The organism is Sphingopyxis sp. H053 (assembly GCF_001468225.1).
GTDB lineage: Bacteria > Pseudomonadota > Alphaproteobacteria > Sphingomonadales > Sphingomonadaceae > Sphingopyxis.
Genome location: NZ_LNRU01000019.1, coordinates 1 through 15,842 on the forward strand (window position 1 = coordinate 1; position 15,842 = coordinate 15,842).

Annotated in this window: 19 protein-coding genes and 1 pseudogene; 6 read left to right on the forward strand and 14 right to left on the reverse strand. The window is 66.1% G+C overall.

All coding sequences use genetic code 11. The annotated features are described in order from the left end of the window. A pseudogene (locus ATE70_RS25325) lies at positions 1–295 on the forward strand (hypothetical protein); the annotation flags it as partial. A 253-nt stretch (positions 296–548) separates the two neighbouring features. Then, on the forward strand, positions 549–977 hold the full coding sequence (locus ATE70_RS23215; protein ID WP_156419837.1) for a hypothetical protein: 429 nt from the start codon (positions 549–551) through the stop codon (positions 975–977). A 37-nt stretch (positions 978–1,014) separates the two neighbouring features. Here ATE70_RS23215 and ATE70_RS23220 read toward each other — a convergent pair whose 3' ends face one another. Then, entirely contained in the window at positions 1,015–2,337 is a 1,323-nt protein-coding gene (locus ATE70_RS23220) for a hemolysin family protein (protein ID WP_058539873.1), read from the reverse strand. Between the two features lie 222 nt (positions 2,338–2,559). Between ATE70_RS23220 and ATE70_RS23225 the strand changes: the two genes are divergently transcribed. After that, positions 2,560–3,249: an OmpA family protein gene (locus ATE70_RS23225; RefSeq protein WP_058539874.1), complete on the forward strand. Its 690-nt coding sequence runs from the start codon at positions 2,560–2,562 to the stop codon at positions 3,247–3,249. Positions 3,250–3,305: 56 nt separating this feature from the next. Here ATE70_RS23225 and ATE70_RS23230 read toward each other — a convergent pair whose 3' ends face one another. Genes ATE70_RS23230 through ATE70_RS23255 form a run of 6 tightly spaced genes read right to left on the reverse strand, consistent with a single transcriptional unit; the run spans position 3,306 to position 7,392 of the window. Then, positions 3,306–3,935: a MarC family protein gene (locus tag ATE70_RS23230; protein WP_037512727.1), complete on the reverse strand. Its 630-nt coding sequence runs from the start codon at positions 3,933–3,935 to the stop codon at positions 3,306–3,308. Next, entirely contained in the window at positions 3,932–4,600 is a 669-nt protein-coding gene (locus tag ATE70_RS23235) for a hypothetical protein (RefSeq protein ID WP_058539875.1), read from the reverse strand. The genes ATE70_RS23230 and ATE70_RS23235 overlap by 4 nt, the downstream gene beginning before the upstream one ends. Continuing rightward, entirely contained in the window at positions 4,600–5,496 is an 897-nt protein-coding gene (folD, locus tag ATE70_RS23240) for a bifunctional methylenetetrahydrofolate dehydrogenase/methenyltetrahydrofolate cyclohydrolase FolD (protein ID WP_058539876.1), read from the reverse strand. Before folD ends, ATE70_RS23235 begins: the two co-directional genes overlap by 1 nt. Continuing rightward, positions 5,496–5,795 (reverse strand): YggT family protein, encoded by a 300-nt coding sequence (locus tag ATE70_RS23245; protein ID WP_058539877.1) that lies wholly within the window; start codon positions 5,793–5,795, stop codon positions 5,496–5,498. Before ATE70_RS23245 ends, folD begins: the two co-directional genes overlap by 1 nt. Positions 5,796–5,839: 44 nt before the next feature. Further along, entirely contained in the window at positions 5,840–6,748 is a 909-nt protein-coding gene (gene argB, locus ATE70_RS23250) for an acetylglutamate kinase (RefSeq protein ID WP_405053467.1), read from the reverse strand. Beyond that, positions 6,745–7,392 (reverse strand): queuosine precursor transporter, encoded by a 648-nt coding sequence (locus ATE70_RS23255; protein ID WP_058539878.1) that lies wholly within the window; start codon positions 7,390–7,392, stop codon positions 6,745–6,747. Before ATE70_RS23255 ends, argB begins: the two co-directional genes overlap by 4 nt. A gap of 127 nt (positions 7,393–7,519) precedes the next feature. Between ATE70_RS23255 and ATE70_RS23260 the strand changes: the two genes are divergently transcribed. The 3 genes from ATE70_RS23260 to ATE70_RS23270 all read left to right on the forward strand — a co-directional run bounded on the left by ATE70_RS23260 (position 7,520) and on the right by ATE70_RS23270 (position 9,959). Beyond that, a complete protein-coding gene (locus ATE70_RS23260) occupies positions 7,520–8,875 on the forward strand; it encodes a NupC/NupG family nucleoside CNT transporter (RefSeq protein ID WP_058539879.1) in 1,356 nt (451 codons plus the stop codon). A gap of 119 nt (positions 8,876–8,994) precedes the next feature. Next, a complete protein-coding gene (locus tag ATE70_RS23265) occupies positions 8,995–9,627 on the forward strand; it encodes a beta/gamma crystallin-related protein (protein WP_058539880.1) in 633 nt (210 codons plus the stop codon). Positions 9,628–9,641: 14 nt separating this feature from the next. Further along, positions 9,642–9,959, forward strand: a complete 318-nt coding sequence (locus ATE70_RS23270) for an MliC family protein (protein ID WP_058539881.1) — start codon at positions 9,642–9,644, stop codon at positions 9,957–9,959. Positions 9,960–10,001: 42 nt separating this feature from the next. Here the strand turns inward: ATE70_RS23270 and ATE70_RS23275 are convergent, their stop codons facing one another. From ATE70_RS23275 to gluQRS, 7 genes are all read right to left on the reverse strand, one after another. Beyond that, a complete protein-coding gene (locus ATE70_RS23275; protein WP_058539916.1) occupies positions 10,002–10,490 on the reverse strand; it encodes a hypothetical protein in 489 nt (162 codons plus the stop codon). Between the two features lie 167 nt (positions 10,491–10,657). Beyond that, on the reverse strand, positions 10,658–11,524 hold the full coding sequence (locus ATE70_RS23280; RefSeq protein ID WP_058539882.1) for a 3-hydroxyacyl-CoA dehydrogenase NAD-binding domain-containing protein: 867 nt from the start codon (positions 11,522–11,524) through the stop codon (positions 10,658–10,660). Positions 11,525–11,594: 70 nt separating this feature from the next. After that, entirely contained in the window at positions 11,595–12,581 is a 987-nt protein-coding gene (gene egtD, locus ATE70_RS23285; RefSeq protein WP_058539883.1) for an L-histidine N(alpha)-methyltransferase, read from the reverse strand. Between the two features lies 1 nt (position 12,582). Further along, positions 12,583–13,854, reverse strand: coding sequence for an ergothioneine biosynthesis protein EgtB (egtB, locus tag ATE70_RS23290; protein WP_058539884.1), 1,272 nt, complete (start codon positions 13,852–13,854; stop codon positions 12,583–12,585). Positions 13,855–14,084: 230 nt separating this feature from the next. Continuing rightward, on the reverse strand, positions 14,085–14,666 hold the full coding sequence (locus ATE70_RS23295; RefSeq protein WP_058539885.1) for a cob(I)yrinic acid a,c-diamide adenosyltransferase: 582 nt from the start codon (positions 14,664–14,666) through the stop codon (positions 14,085–14,087). A gap of 10 nt (positions 14,667–14,676) precedes the next feature. Continuing rightward, on the reverse strand, positions 14,677–14,901 hold the full coding sequence (locus ATE70_RS23300) for an HIG1 domain-containing protein (RefSeq protein WP_058539886.1): 225 nt from the start codon (positions 14,899–14,901) through the stop codon (positions 14,677–14,679). Positions 14,902–14,910: 9 nt separating this feature from the next. Beyond that, complete coding sequence (gluQRS, locus tag ATE70_RS23305) at positions 14,911–15,762, reverse strand: tRNA glutamyl-Q(34) synthetase GluQRS (protein WP_058539887.1); 852 nt, start codon at positions 15,760–15,762, stop codon at positions 14,911–14,913. Positions 15,763–15,842 lie beyond the last annotated feature (80 nt).

A 15,842-nucleotide genomic window follows, 5' to 3' on the forward strand; every position in this document is an offset into this window, starting at 1 on the left:
ACCCGCCCCCGCCCCGAAGCCCGCCGCGGCGGTGCCCAAAAGCGGCCCCGACAATCTGCAACTGCTGAAGGGTGTCGGCCCCAAGCTCGTCGTGCTGCTGAACGGCCTCGGCGTCAGCAGCTTCCGGCAGATCGCCGACTGGACCGACGCCGACATCGCGCGGATCGATCAGCAGCTCGGTACCTTCCAGGGCCGCATCGCACGCGACAATATCGTCGATCAGGCAGGCTATCTTGCGCGCGGCGACAAAGCCGGCTTCGAGGCGAAATATGGGGCGCTGGGCGGGGAGCTATAAGGGCGGCTAACGACCGATTGCGGACGATACGGTCCTCCCTGTGGCGAAGCCATGGGGAGGTGGCAGCGCGCAGCGCTGACGGAGGGGCAATGGCGCGACGTCGCGGCCCCTCCACCACCGCCTGCGGCGGCGGTCCCCCTCCCCATCGCTACGCGACAGGGAGGATCGGCCACGGCAACTCACCACCCCAAAGCGGAAGCAGGCCCGCAAAATTCGCTTTCCTACATTATCGGGCCATGCTCCAAACTGGCCGATGGAACCGACATACCCTGCCTCACCGCTACTCGCCGGCACAGTCCTCGCTTTCCATCCCTTGCCGCAGCAGCGCCGCCGCGCCGACGGATGGACACCCATAACCCAGCAATGCTTCATCCGCGCCCTTGAAGCGATGGGCTCGGTCGGGCAGGCGGCGCGCGCCGTCGGAATGGGTCGCCGTTCCGCCTATCGGCTGCGCGACCGCCCCGGTGCGGAGAGCTTTGCGCAGGCATGGGATCGGGCGATCGCAATGGGCCGGATGCGGCAGTTCGACTATGCGATGGATCGCGCGCTCAACGGCATCACCACCGTCCGGGTGCTGCGCGGCGGTGCGATCGACGTGACCGGCGGCCCGGATATGGACATCGTCCATTCGGCGCTGCGCGAGGATGCGGCGCCGCTTAAGGCCACAAAGGACTCACTTTGAACGCGCTCACGCGGGGCTTTTGTGGCCTTAAGCCACGCTATTCGGCTTCGTCGTCCTTCGGCTTGCGCACCTCGGTGACCAGCAGCTTGTCGATCTTGCGCCCGTCCATATCGACGATCTCGAACCGCCAGCCTTTGTCGGTGAAACGCTCGCCTTCCTTGGGCAGATGCTTGAGGATCGCGAGCGCGTGACCCGCCGCGGTCGCATAATCGCGGTCGTCGCCGAGTTCGATCCCCAGCCGTTCGGCCATCTGGTCGGCGGGCATCGACCCCGCGATCAGCAGGCTGCCGTCCTCGCGTTCGACGACGAACGGCTCGCTGCCGATGTCCTGATCCGACGCGAATTCGCCCGCGATCGCGGCGAGCAGGTCGGCGGGGGTCACCAGCCCTTCGAAATGGCCATATTCGTCGTGGACGAACAGCATCGGCACGTCAGCGGCGCGCAAGGCTTCGAGCGCGTCCATCGCGTCGATCTGGTCATGGATCACTTTGGCCGGCCGCATCAATTGCTCGAGGTCGAGCGTCTCGCCCTGGAACAGCGCTGCGGCGATGTCGCGCGCCTGCACGACACCGACGATGTCGTCGACCGACCCGCGCGCGACGGGCAAACGGCTGTGCGGCGTTTCGACCAGCTTGTCGCGCACCCCGCGCGCGTCGAGCGAGACATCGACCCAGTCGACATCCTTGCGCGGCGTCATCACCTCGCGCACCGGCCGGTCGGCAAGGCGCACGACGCCCGAGATGATCGCCCGTTCGCTTTCCTCGATCACCCCCGATTTCGACGCCTCGGCAACGATCAGGTGCAATTCCTCGGCGGTCACGCGATCTTCCGATTCGCGTTTGAGCCCGAGCAGGCGAAAGACGAGCGCCGAGCTCGCGTCGAGCAACCCGACGAGCGGCGCGCCGATTTTCGACAACCAGTACATCGGCACTGCCACCGCGATCGCGATCCGTTCGGGGGCGCGCAACGCGAATTGCTTGGGCACCAGTTCGCCCGCGATCAGCGAGAAATAGGTGGTGAGCGCGATGACGGCGGCAAAACCCGCCGCCTCGGCCGTTTCGGCTTCGAGGCCCAGCCACGCCGAAAGCCGGTCGGCGACCGGCTGCCCGAGGCTCGCGCCCGAATAGGCACCGGTCAGCACGCCGATCAGCGTGATGCCGACCTGCACCGTCGACAGGAAGCGCCCGGGGTCGGAGGCGAGCTGGCGCGCGATCTTCGCGCCGCGGCTGCCGCGCTTCTCGGCCGCCTGCAATCGCGGGTCGCGCGACGAGACGATGGCCAGTTCGGACATGGCGAAAACGCCGTTGAGGAGGACGAGGACCGCGATGATCGCCACATCGGACCAGGGGAAGGGGGTCATTGGGCGCTCGTACGGCGCATCGGCGCCCGGCCCCTGTCAGCGTCGGTCATGTCCGCCCTATAAGCGAAAGGCGGCGCATTGCACAATGGCGCACACCTGAATGCCCTGCTCAGTCGGCATTCAGGCGAATTTTGGAACCAGATCGCCAGCCATATGTTATCGGCAAGGAAGGGCGGCATGCAAAGGACGCGAGGCATCCGCCGGATAAAGGGAGCGAAAAAGATGAACAGCAGGACGATCAAGCTCACCATATTGACCAGCATCGGCGCGATCGCGCTGACGGGCTGCGTCACCGATCCGGTGACCGGCGAACGCAAGATTTCGAAGGCCGCGATCGGCGGCGTCGGCGGCGCGCTGGGCGGCTATCTGCTCGGCGACCTGATCGGCGGGCGCAACAGCCGCACCGAGGAAATCGTCGGCGCGGGCATCGGCGCGGTCGCCGGCGCGGGCGTCGGCTATTATATGGACCAGCAGGAAAAGAAGCTGCGCGAACGCACCGCGGGCACCGGGATCGATGTCGAGCGTCAGGGCGACCAGCTCGTGCTCAACATGCCCGGCGACGTGACCTTCGACCTCAACAGCGCGATGGTGAAATCGCAGTTCCGCAGCGCGCTCGACAGCGTCGCCTCGACGCTCGCCGAATATCCGAGCACCTATATCGACGTCTATGGCCACACCGATTCGACGGGCAGCGACACCTATAACCAGGGCCTGTCCGAACGCCGCGCCGCGTCGGTCGCCGACTATCTCGGCGGCCGCGGCATCCAGCGTGCGCGCATGGCGACGCTCGGCTACGGCGAATCGCAGCTCAAATGCTCGCCCGAACGCGGCGAGGCCGATTATCAGTGCAACCGCCGCGTCGAAATCCGTATCGCGCCGGTCACCCAGAACGACGTCAACGCGGCGCAATAATCCAGTTCCATTCCTGTGGAAAAGAAAGGGCGTCGCCGAAAGGCGGCGCCCCTTTTTTATCCGAGGCTCGGGAAGCTCGCCTTCAGCCCGTCGATCACAAACTGCGCCGCAAGCGCCGCAAGCAGCACACCGAGCAGGCGGGTGATCACCGCCTCGCCCTTGTTGCCGATCAGCCGCATCAGCGGCCCCGCCGAAAGCAGCGCGGCGAGCGTCAGCAGCAGCACGAGCAGCAGCGCGCCAAAGATCACGAAAGCGCGGTCGAGCCCGCTGTTTTGCGACACGAGCAGCATCACCGACGCGATCGACCCCGGACCGGCGAGCATCGGCATCGCCATCGGGAACACCGACACATCCTCGATCTCGGGGGTCGCCATCACCTTCTCGGCGCGCTGTTCGCGGCGTTCGGTGCGCTTTTCGAACACCATGTCGATCGCGATGATGAACAGCATGATCCCGCCCGCGATGCGGAAACTGTCGAGATCGATGTGAAGAAAGCTCAGCAGCGCTTCGCCGAACATCGCGAAGAAAACGAGGATCAGCCCCGCGATCACCGTCGCGCGGATCGCCATCGAACGCCGCTGCGCCGCGCTCGCCCCCGTCGTCAGGCTGGCATAGATCGGCGCGCAGCCCGGCGGGTCGATCACCACGAACAGCGTGACAAAGGCGGAGATGAAAAGGTCGATCATGGCTGCTTCGGCGCCGCGACCTGTTCGTCGATGACGGTTGCCATGTCCTTGCCGTCCCACAGGCGGATCGTGACGCGACGCGACTTATCGGCGCGGACGGTCGACGTCCAGCTCAGTGTCTGGTCGGGCGACAGGCCGACAGTCCTATCGTCACCCTCGCCGCCCGCCTCGACCGCTACCGCAGGGCGTGAACCGCAGACCGCCTGTTTCGACGCGATGAAATCGGGGGCTTCGCGCGGGGTCGCCAGCGTATCGCCATGGTCGAGGGTCCAGGCGAGCTTGCCCTTCTTGGGGTCGCGCAGCCAGACCGTCGTGAAATATCCGTTCGCCGGCCCCTTCTGCCACGCGCCGGTGGTGACGCCGACATTGCCGTCGCAGCTGGTATAGACCGCGTGCGGCTGCCACTTCACCGCCTCGGCGGGGTCCTTCTGCGACTTCAGCCAGTCGCGGGCCTTCACGCGCTGCGGCACGAACATCACCGCCTCGGGCGCCGCGGTTTCGCGAAACGCCGTCCACTGGCCCTTTTCCTGCGCGAGCCGCGAAAAACCGATTTCGGCGGCGATAAAAGCGCTGGGGTTCGCTGCGAGCGGATCGCGTTCGCGTGCTATCACGGCGCCGCCGGCTATCACCGAAAGCGAAAGGACCGCGATAGCCAGACGGCGCATCAAAAACCCTCCGGATCGGCGAGGCCCGCACGGCGGTGGGCCGCGACGAGCGTGTTGCGCAGCAGGCACGCGATGGTCATCGGCCCGACGCCGCCGGGAACCGGGGTGATCGCATCGGCAACCGCAGCGACGCTGTCATAATCGACATCGCCGACCAGCCGCCCCTTCGCCGCGCCGTCGGCGGGCGGCAGGCGGTTGATGCCGACATCGATCACGATCGCGCCGGGCTTGATCCAGTCGCCCTTCACCATTTCGGCGCGGCCGACCGCGGCGACGACGATATCGGCGCGGCGGACCAGATCGGGCAGATCCTTCGTCCGGCTGTGCGCCATCGTGACGGTGCAATTGGCGCCGAGCAGCAACTGCCCCATCGGCTTACCGACGAGGATCGAACGCCCGACGACGATCGCATCCTTGCCCGACAAATCGCCGAGCCGGTCCTGAAGCAGCAGCAAGCAGCCATAGGGCGTGCACGGCACCATCCCGGCGATGCCGAGCGCGAGGCGCCCGGCGCTTACCGGTGTCAGTCCGTCGACATCCTTGTCGGGATCGATCGTCGCGACCGCCGCCTGTTCGTCGAGATGGCCGGGCAGCGGCAATTGCAACAGGATGCCGTCGACGGCATCGTCGGAATTGAGCTGGCGCAGCAAGGCTTCGACTTCGGCCTGCGACGCGGTCGCGGGCAGCCGATGCTCGAAGCTTTCCATGCCCGCGGCGATCGTCGCCTTGCCTTTCGACCCGACATAGACCGCGCTCGCCGGATCATCGCCGACGAGTACGACCGCGAGACCGGGCGCACGCGACGTCGCGGCCTCGAACGCCGGCACCGCATCGGCAATCCGCGCCCGCAGGCCGGCGGCGAATGCCTTGCCGTCGATCACCTGCGCCGCGGTCATCACGCCATTCCGTTGGTGTAGGCGAGGCTCGCGAGATAGTTCAGCACCGGCCCGTCGATGATGATGATCAGGATCAGCACCAGCATCGGGGTCAGGTCGAGCCCGCCAAAATCGGGCATGATGCGGCGGAACGGGCGATAGAGCGGCTCGGTGATCCGGTCGAGCACGGTCCACAGCTGGCCGACGAACTGGTTATGCGTGTTGATGACGTTGAACGCGATCAGCCACGACATCACCGCCTGCGCGATGATGAACCACCACAGGACCGTCAGGATGATGTGGACGATCTGGAGGAGCATGAGAAGCAAGGCGATTTCTCCGTAAAAGGGTCTTGCCGCGTCTCTTAGCGGTGAATGAGCGTCCCCGCACCCCTCGCGGTGAAAATTTCCAGCAGCATCGCGTGCGGAATGCGCCCGTCGAGGATGACCGCCGCCTCGACCCCGGCGTCGACCGCGGCGACGCACGTCTCGACCTTGGGAATCATGCCCCCGGTGATCGTCCCGTCAGCCTTCAGCGTGTCGATCGCCGGGCGATCGAGGTCGGTGAGCAGCGCGCCCGACTTGTCGAGAACCCCGGCAACGTCGGTGAGCAGGAAAAAGCGTTTTGCTCCCAGCGCACCCGCGATCGCGCCCGCCATCGTGTCGGCGTTGATATTATAGGTCGCGCCGTCGGCGCCGAGCGCAACGGGCGCGACGATCGGGATGAAATTGTCCTTCGTCAGATTGACGAGGATCGTCGGATCGACCGCCACCGGTTCGCCGACAAAGCCCAGGTCGACATGGCGCTCGATCCCCGAATTGGGGTCGGGCTCGGTGCGCGTGACCTTTTCGGCGAGCACAAGATTGGCATCCTTGCCCGAAATCCCTACCGCACGGCCGCCGAGCGCAGCGATCCAGCTGACGATTTCCTTGTTGATCTTACCCGCGAGCACCATCTCGGCGACCTCGGCAGTCGCGGCATCGGTGACGCGGAGACCGCCGACGAAGGTCGATTCGATGCCGAGCTGCTTGAGCATCGCGCCGATCTGCGGCCCGCCGCCATGGACGACGACAGGGTTGATCCCGACCGCCTTGAGCAACACGACATCCTCGGCGAAGTCGCGCTGCGCCTCAGGATCGCCCATCGCATGGCCGCCATATTTGATCACGAAGGTCTCGCCGGCATAGCGCTGCAGATAGGGCAGCGCCTCGACCAGCGTTTCGGCCTTGGCGAGCAGGTCGGGCATTTTCGAGGGATCGGTCATCGACATCATCCGCCGTTCTTCGCATCAAGGTGGCGGCCCAGCGCCACCACCGCCATCACCAGCAACGGCACCATTACCGCCGACAGCACGACTTTGGCGATCATCTGGCCGAGCATCAGGTCGCCGATCGGGCGGACCCCATAGAAGCTGACGGTGATGAAGATCAACGTATCGATGATCTGGCTGAGCGCCGCGGCAACAAAACCGCGCAGTGGCAATAGGCGGCCGTTGTTCGCGGTCATCCGCGCAAAGAGCCAGACGTTGAGGCTGACCGACACGCCATAAGCGAGGATTCCCGCCGCCATCATGCGCCATCCCTGCCCGACGATGATCGGAAAAGCCTCCTTGGCGGGCTCGTACATGCCCGCATCGGTCGGCAATTGCAGCACGAACACGGTAAGGACGATCGCGAGGATAAGCGGAATGAAGCCCAGCCGCACCAGCCTGTCGGCCACGACACGCCCGTGCAGTTCGGCGATCCCGCTCGAAATAGCGATCAGCGTCAAAAAGGGGAAAATCCCGGCCTCGACCGCCAGCGGGCCAAGCGCAACCTGTTTCGCCCCCAGGAAACCGCCGAGCGGAACCATGCCGCCGTAGAGGATCGCGAACAGCAGCAACGAAGGCGCGATCACGCGCGAAGAGCTATTTTCCATCGAGGCCGCTTAATCGCTTTTGCGGATGCTGGAAAGTCCGAGAAACACGGCTCGACGCGCGGCCCTTGCCCCATTGTCAAAGCCCGTTAGACAGGCGCATTAAACTTGCGGGGGACGCACTTACATCATGGAACGCCTGATCGGTCTGCTCGGCATCGTCGCATTGCTTGCGATTGCCGTGCTTTTTTCGTCGAACCGTCGCTGGATTCGCCTGCGCATCGTCATCCCCGCCTTCCTGCTCCAGGCCGGCTTCGCCGTGCTCGTCATCGGCACCCCATGGGGCCGCGCGGTGATTCAGGCGATGTCGAACGGCGTGTCGAACCTCTTGAGCTATGCCGACGAGGGTACCCGGTTCCTTTTCGGCGACGTGCTGACGCAGGCGCCCTATGGCAAGGCGGTGTTCGCGATCGGCGCGCTGCCCGTGATCATCTTCTTCGCTTCGCTGATCTCGGTGCTCTATTATCTCGGGATCATGCAGTTGATCATTAAATGGGTCGGCGGCGCGATCCAGAAGGTCACCGGCATCACCAAGGTCGAAAGCCTCGGCGCCGCGGCGAACATCTTTGTCGGTCAGTCCGAATCGCCGCTCGTCATCCGCCCCTATCTCGCCGGGCTGACCCCGCCGCAGCTGTTCACGGTGATGACGGTCGGTATGGCAGGGGTCGCGGGCACGATTCTCGGCGCCTATGCCGGAATGATCGGCCCGCACCTCCTCCCCTATCTGCTCGCCGCCAGCTTCATGTCGGCGCCCGGCGGCATATTGATGGCCAAGATCATGATGCCCGACGATCCCAAGGACATCGGCATCGAACCCGTCGTGATGCCCGAGGCGAGCCACGACGAGGAAAAGCCCGCCAACATCATCATGGCCGCGGCGCAAGGTGCGCAGACCGGCGTCAGGCTCGCGGTCGCGGTCGGCGCGATGGTGATGGCGTTCGTCGCGCTCGTCGCGCTCGCCAACGGCCTGCTTGCGGGCATCGGCGGCTGGTTCGACATCGACGGCCTGTCGTTCCAGGCGATCATCGGCACGATCTTCCGCCCCGTCATGTGGCTGATGGGCGTGCCTTGGGAGGAAAGCGCAACGGTCGGCGGGCTGTTCGGCAGTAAAGTCGTGCTCAACGAATTCGTGGCCTTCATCGACCTCGGCAAGGCGCAAGGCGGCATGTCGGCGGCGGCGGTCGCGATCGCGACCTTCGCGCTTTGCGGTTTCGCCAACTTCAGCTCGATCGCGATCCAGATGGCGGTGACCGGCGGGCTTGCCCCGAACCAGCGCCCGATGATCGCCAAGCTGGGGCTGAAGGCGCTGCTCGCGGGCAGCCTGTCGAATCTGATGTCGGCAGCGCTCGCAGGGTTGATGCTGGGCGTCGCACCGCCCTTGGCAGCCCCTCCCGTCCCGCCCGCGCAACCCGTCGCGGCGCCGGCCGCAGCACCGGCGCCCGATGTGGCGACGGCCCCGGCTGCGACGTCCGCCAAGGCGCCCTGATCTACGCGCCGTAACGTAACCGCCCCGGACGATTGGGAGAATTTGCAAGCCGCCAGCGAATGGCGTAAACTTGGGCAAATAACAAATCCCGGGTCGCGTTCGCAAAATGGGAGGCTGTCATGAAAACCGCGTATCGTTTGTCGATCCTTGCCGCGGCCGCGGCGTCGATAGGGGCGGGTTTCCTCGCCACATCCTATGCCCAGACGGCCGAGACCGAGCGCTACCGCCCCGATCGCCCGCCCGAGGCGACGATCTATCGCGACGCCGGCTATCGCGGCCCCGCGGTGTTCATCGGCGAGGAAAAGCCAAACCTCGGCCTCGCCTGGCCGGTCAATTCGATCCGTGTCCCGAACGGACGCTGGGAATTGTGCGAAAGGACGCGCTACCGCGGCAATTGCCGGACGGTCGATCGCGACACGCCGATGCTCAACAATGTCCTGCGCGGCCTCACCATCCAATCGATCCGCCCGGTTGGCGGCGGTGGCGGGGGCGGCGGCGGCTGGAACCCGAATCCGCCCGCCAACGACCAGGTAGCGCGCGGCAATTTTGCCGAATTCCACACCCAGCCCGCAGAGCGCAACTATCGCGTGCTCGCCTGCGCGCGCGGATCGGCGACCGCCAATTGCGCGGCGCAGACCGCCGATAGCTGGTGCCGTTCGATCGGCTGGAACGGGTCGGCGCGCGAGCATATGGAAACGATCAGCGGGCGGGTCTACCTCGCCGACGTGCTGTGCGTGCGTTCGGGCTACTAAGGGGGGAAACAGATATGAAGGCAACAGCTCTTGTCGCGGCGGGCGCCGCGATCCTCGCGCTTGCGGCCTGTTCGTCGGTGCCCCGCCAAACCGGAACCGCCTATGAATGCGACCGCGGCACCCGGCTGAACGTCAACTATGTCGGTGACGGCGCGATCGTGCGCGTCAACGGCGGGCAGACGATGGTGCTCAAATCGACGCCGGCGAACAGCGGCCAGATTTACGAGAACAAGAACGGCGCACGACTGCACCGGCAGGGCAATGGCGTGACGTGGAACACCGCGCTGCGTTCGGCGCCCGAAAGCTGCCGCGCGATCGCGACGCCGCTGTAAAGCTCGAAAAGCGGTTCGCCTACGGCGGGCCGCTTTCCGTCGTCACGGCCGGGCGGGTGCCTTGCAACCGCGCTCAAGCCCGACGCCTTTCAGGAAACCGCGGCGCACCGTTCCGGCATAGACCGCGAGCGCGTAGCGCCGCCGTTCGGCGTTCGCGCCGGTGACCTCGGCGATCAACCCGCGAAAGGGAATAATCCCGCCCGCCACCGTACCGGCGACGCGGCCGGCGGTTTCTTCGCGCTTCTTGGCCAGACTCTTGTCGACCTGTTCGTTGACGTCGGCGCCGAGAACCTCGTTAAGCTCGCCAACCTCGCGGATGATCGCGGCGCATTTTCCCAGGCCGGCGAGTGAATAGGGGTGGTGCTGAATCGCCAGGAGCTTGGGAGGGATTTCCTTGCCGTCGAACGGTTCGGTCACCGAATTGGCGGTGTCCTTGATCGTCGAATCTTCGGGCGCGCCCTGCTGGGCGTGCGCATGGAAAGGCAGGACAAAAGCGGCGGCGGTCAGGCTCGTCAACAAAATGCGGCGCATGATCATTCCCCTCGGTTGCCCGGCCCGGATTGCCGCACCCATTCGACGCGCGGAAAAACGTCGGCTCCACTGTCCGGCGGCTGTACCACCCTACCGCGGACGCATCATCCTGTGCAACGACGCGTCGATCGTCCAGTCATAAACGGGAGCGACGTCGGTTACCGGCGTTATCGCGTCGGCACGGGCTCCGGCCCCGTCCAGTCATAGAAGCCGCGACCCGCCTTTTTCCCGACCCAGCCCGCGTCGACATATTGGACGAGCAACGGCGCGGGGCGGAATTTCGGATCGCCGGTGCCGCTGTAGAGCACACGAATGATTTCGAGGCAGGTGTCGAGTCCGATGAAGTCGGCGAGCGTGATCGGGCCCATCGGATGGTTGAGGCCCAAACGACAACCAGCGTCGATATCCTGCATCGTCGCAACGCCTTCGCCGAGCGCGAACACCGCCTCGTTGATCATCGGCATCAGCACGCGGTTGACGATGAAACCCGGTGCGTCGCTGGCGTGGACGATTTCCTTGCCGAGACCGCGGCCAAAGGCTTCGACCTTTGCGAGCGTGTCGTCGCTGGTCGCGAGGCCGCGGATCAGTTCGATCAACCCCATCACCGGAACCGGATTGAAGAAATGGACGCCGATGAAGCGCGCCGGGTCGGGTGCGGCCTGCGCCAGCCGCGTGATCGGGATCGAGCTGGTGTTGCTGGCGAGGATCGCGGTCGCCGACAGATGTTGGCCAACACTCGCGAAGATCGCGCGCTTGATCTCTTCGCGCTCGGTCGCCGCCTCGATCACGAGGTCGGCGGGGGCGAAGGCGCTGTGGTCGGCGACGGGGGTGATGCGGGCGAGCAGCGCGTCGGCATCCGCTTGGGTCATCTTCTCCTTGGCGACGAGGCGGCCAAGCGCCTTGGCGATCCCCGCCTTGCCCGCTTCGGCGCGCGCGAGGTCGATGTCGGAGAGCAGCACATCATGCCCGGCACCCGCCGACACCTGCGCAATGCCCGCGCCCATTTGTCCCGCACCGATAACGCCGACGATCATATGCTGCCCTTTTCGCTGAAAACCGTGCCTGTGCCCCTACGGCTTCGGCCCCGTGCGTCAAGAGCGCGCGTCAGGGAGCGGAGCGGAAAGCGGTCGCTTCGGCGAGGATCAGGGCAAAGGCGGGATCGGCGTCGTCCCAAGTTGCGATCGGCGTCCAACCCGACGCGCGCAAAAGCAGGTTCGCGTCGCGCGCGCCGTATTTGTGGCTGTTCTCGCTGTGGATCGTCTCGCCCTTCGCCATCGTATAGCCGCGGCCGTCGACGGTGAACTCGATGTCGCACGCCGCAACGAGATGCATTTCGATGCGCGCATGGACATCGTCCCACACGGCTCGATGGGCGAAATTCTCGACCGGAATGTTGCCGCCGAGCTCGCGGTTGATCCTTTCGAGCAGGTTGAGGTTGAACGCCGCGGTCACGCCGGCCGGATCGTCATAGGCCAGCTCGAGCGTCGCCACATCCTTGATCCGGTCGATACCGATGAGGAGGAGCGACGCTTCGCCGAGCGCGCAGCGCCAGTTGCGCAAAAGGTCGATTGCGGTGCGCGCGACCATATTGCCGATCGTGCTGCCCGGAAAAAAGCCGAGCTTGGGCACGTCGGCGATCTCGTCGGGCATCGTCACGCGCTGGGTGAAGTCGGCCTCGACCGGATAAATGGGCAGCCCCGGAAAGCGTATCGCGAGCGCCTCCGCACTATCGCGCAGGAAGTCGCCCGAAATATCGACGGGCACATAAGCGGCGGGCGCGATCGCATCGAGCAACAGCGGCGTCTTCGTCGAACTGCCCGAGCCGAGTTCGACGACCGCACGGCCCGGACCGATCGCGGCCGCGATGTCGGCGGCGTGGCGGGTGAGCATGTCGGTTTCGCTGCGCGTCGGATAATATTCGGGGAGCGCGGTGATATCCTCGAACAGCGCCGAGCCGGTCGCGTCGTAGAACCAGCGCGCGGGGATCGCCTTCGGCTGCTGACTGAGGCCGGCATGGACGTCGGCGCGAAAGGCTACATCAACGCCCGCGTCGTCGGCCGCAACTTGCCTGAGATTGCGCACAACGCCCATGTCAAAGATCCTTGGCTAACCGCACGCCGGTGAATTGCCAGCGCTGGTGGGGGTAGAAGAAATTGCGGTAGGAGGCCCGCAGATGGCCACGCGGGGTCGCGCAGCTGCCGCCGCGCAGCACGAACTGGCCGCTCATGAACTTGCCATTATATTCGCCGACCGCGCCGGGGGCGGCGCGGAAGCCGGGATAGGGGCGGTAGGCACTGCCGGTCCATTCCCACACGCTGCCGAACATCTGTTGCAGATCGGCGTCGCCGGCGGCGGGAACAGGCTGCACCGGTCCGGCGGCGTCGAGTTGCTGGCCGCCGTTCGGGTCGAACGACGACGCCGCAGCCTCCCATTCCTGTTCGGTCGGGAGGCGCGCGCCCGCCCAGCTCGCGAAGGCGTCGGCCTCGAAGAAGCTGATGTGCGTCACCGGCGCGGCGGGGTCGATATCCTGCCAGCCCGACAGGGTGAAGGTCTGGCCGTCCTGCCAATAGGCCGGCGCCTCGATGTCCTCGGCGCGCACCCACGCCCAGCCGTCGCTGAGCCAGAGCGAGGGGGTATGATAGCCGCCATCGGCGATGAATTCCTGCCATTCGCCATTGCTCACCGGGCGGCTGGCGAGCGCGTGCGGGGTCAGCAGCGCATCGTGGCGCGGGCCTTCGCAATCGAAGGCGAAGCCGGTGCCCGCATGGCCGACCTTCGCCACGCCATCCGCACCCTTGATCCATTTCATCGCGGAAAACTGCGTAACTTCACTCGCGCTTCGGGTTTCGTGGTTCCAGACCGCCGGGCCGAGCGGATTCTGCGCGAAGAGATGCTTGAGGTCGGTGAGCAGCAATTCCTGATGCTGCTGTTCGTGATGGATGCCGAGGTCGACGAGCGTCAGCGCACTCGCCGGGAGATCGGGCAGTGCGGTCTGGACCGCGGCATCGACATGCGCGCGCCAGACGCGCACCTCGTCGAGCGACGGGCGCGTCAGCAGGCCGCGATCCGGGCGCGCGTGGCGCGGCCCTTCGGCCTCATAATAGCTGTTGAAGAGGAAGGGGTAGCGCGTGTCGAAGAGCGTATAGCCCGGAACATGGTCGCGCAGAATGAAGGTTTCGAAGAACCAGCTCGTGTGCGCGAGGTGCCATTTGGCGGGCGAAGCGTCGGGCATCGACTGTGCGCTCGCGTCGGCATCGGACAGCGTTGCGACGAGATCGAGCGACAGACGCCGCGTCGCGACGAAGCGCCGCGTCAGCTCTTCCAGCGGATCGGTACGATTTTGGGCGTCGGTGCGGCTGGCCATGGTGAGACAATCCCCCGGGGTGCGATTCGGTTTCGCTGTTCACCGGATTATGGTTACGCCGCGATGGAAAGTCTAGGAACATTTAGGGAACATCGATCCTCCCTGTCGCGAAGCGATGGGGAGGTGGCAGCGCGAAGCGCTGACGGAGGGGCTATGGCGCGGCCCCTCCACCACGCGCTACGCGAGCGGTCCCCCTCCCCACGGCTTCGCCGCAGGGAGGATCCGTCCGGTCAGCGCGTCGCGCCGGGTTTCCAGAGAATATCGCCACCCGCCGCGGCGTTGATGTGCCGCGTGAGCACGAAGAGATGGTCCGACAGGCGGTTGAGATAGTTGAGCGCGATCGGGTTGAGGTCGCGCGCCGCGCCCGCCGCGACGGCGGCGCGTTCGGCGCGGCGCGTCACCGCGCGCGCGAGGTGGAGCCGCGCCGCGGCTTCGGTGCCGCCGGGCAGAATGAAGCTTTTGAGTGCATCGAGCGCGTCGTTCATGCGGTCGATCTCGTCCTCGAGCCGCGCGATCTGGCTCGGCACGATGCGCAGCGCCATTTCGTGCGGGCCGAAGCCGAACTGGATGTCGGGCGGGGTCGCAAGGTCGGCGCCAAGGTCGAACATCTCGTTCTGGATCCGCGCAAGCATAGCGGCTTCGTCGCTCGCCGGGTCAAGCGCCGCGGCGGCGATGCCGATCGCGCTGTTCGCCTCGTCGACGTCGCCGATCGCCGCCATCAGCGCGTCCGATTTGGCGACGCGCGATCCGTCGACGAGCCCCGTCGTGCCGTCGTCGCCGGTCCGCGTGTAGATCTTGTTGAGCTTGACCATGCGCCCCGGCCTATTTTCCCGCGGCGAACAGGCCGATCAGCACGAGCAGGATGATCGTGATCGCCTGCCACTTCACGCGCGCCATCATCATCCGGTTCTGCATCACCTGATTCTCATGGACCGTACCGTCCATCTGGGCTTTGTGCCCTTGCGAGAAATAGAAGAGCCCCCGCGCGAGCGAGAAGAGGACGAAGCCGGCGGCAATCACGACGCCAAGGATGAGCAGGATTTCCATAACCCCAATCTAGGGATTTTGCAGCGAATAGCCAGCAGGAAGCCGCCCTGCGGCCAAATCGGCGGCGAGCGCCCGCCCGCCGATCCCGGCCGCACGGAGCGAGGCGAGCGACGCCGCGGCGTCACGCTTCGCCAGCCTTTTGCCGTCGGGGCCGCAGACGAGCGCATGATGGCGATAAAGCGGGGTCGGCAGATCGAGGAGCGCCTGGAGCAGCCGGTGGACGTCGGTCGAGGCGATCAGATCGGCGCCGCGGATGACGTGCGTCACCCCCATCGCGGCGTCGTCGAGCGTGCTCGCGAGATGATAGCTCGCCGGGGCGTCCTTGCGCGCGAGGACGATATCCCCGTGCGCCGCCGGATCGGCGGACCGAAGCCCCTGCCCCGCCTCTTCCCATTGCAGATCGCCACTTTCGGCAAGCGCACGCGCGGTGTCGAGGCGCCAGCAATGCGGTTCATCCGCGAGGCGGCGTGTCCGCTCGGTTTCGGACAGGCCCCGGCAGGTGCCGGGGTAGATCGCGCCGGATGGCCCATGCGGCGCCGACAGGCTCGCCGCGATATCGGCGCGGGTGCAAAAACAGGGATAGACGAGGCCGCGCGCGCGCAGATTGTCGAGCGCGGCGGCATAGTCGCCGAGCCGCGCCGACTGGCGCACCGGATCGCCGTCCCAGTCGATCCCGAGCCAGGCGAGGTCGGCGAGCGAGGCGCCGACAAATGACTCGCGCGAGCGGCTGCCGTCGATATCGTCGATGCGGATCAGGAACTTCCCGCCCGCGCGCCGCGCCGCGTCATGCGCGAGCACCGCGCTATAGGCGTGGCCGAGGTGGAGTTCGCCGGTCGGGCTGGGGGCGAAGCGGGTCAGCATGCGGCGCCGTCCGGGTCTAGATACTGTGCCTCTGCCCCGCCGGACATTCCATATCTTGCGGCACATCGCCTCTTGACGTG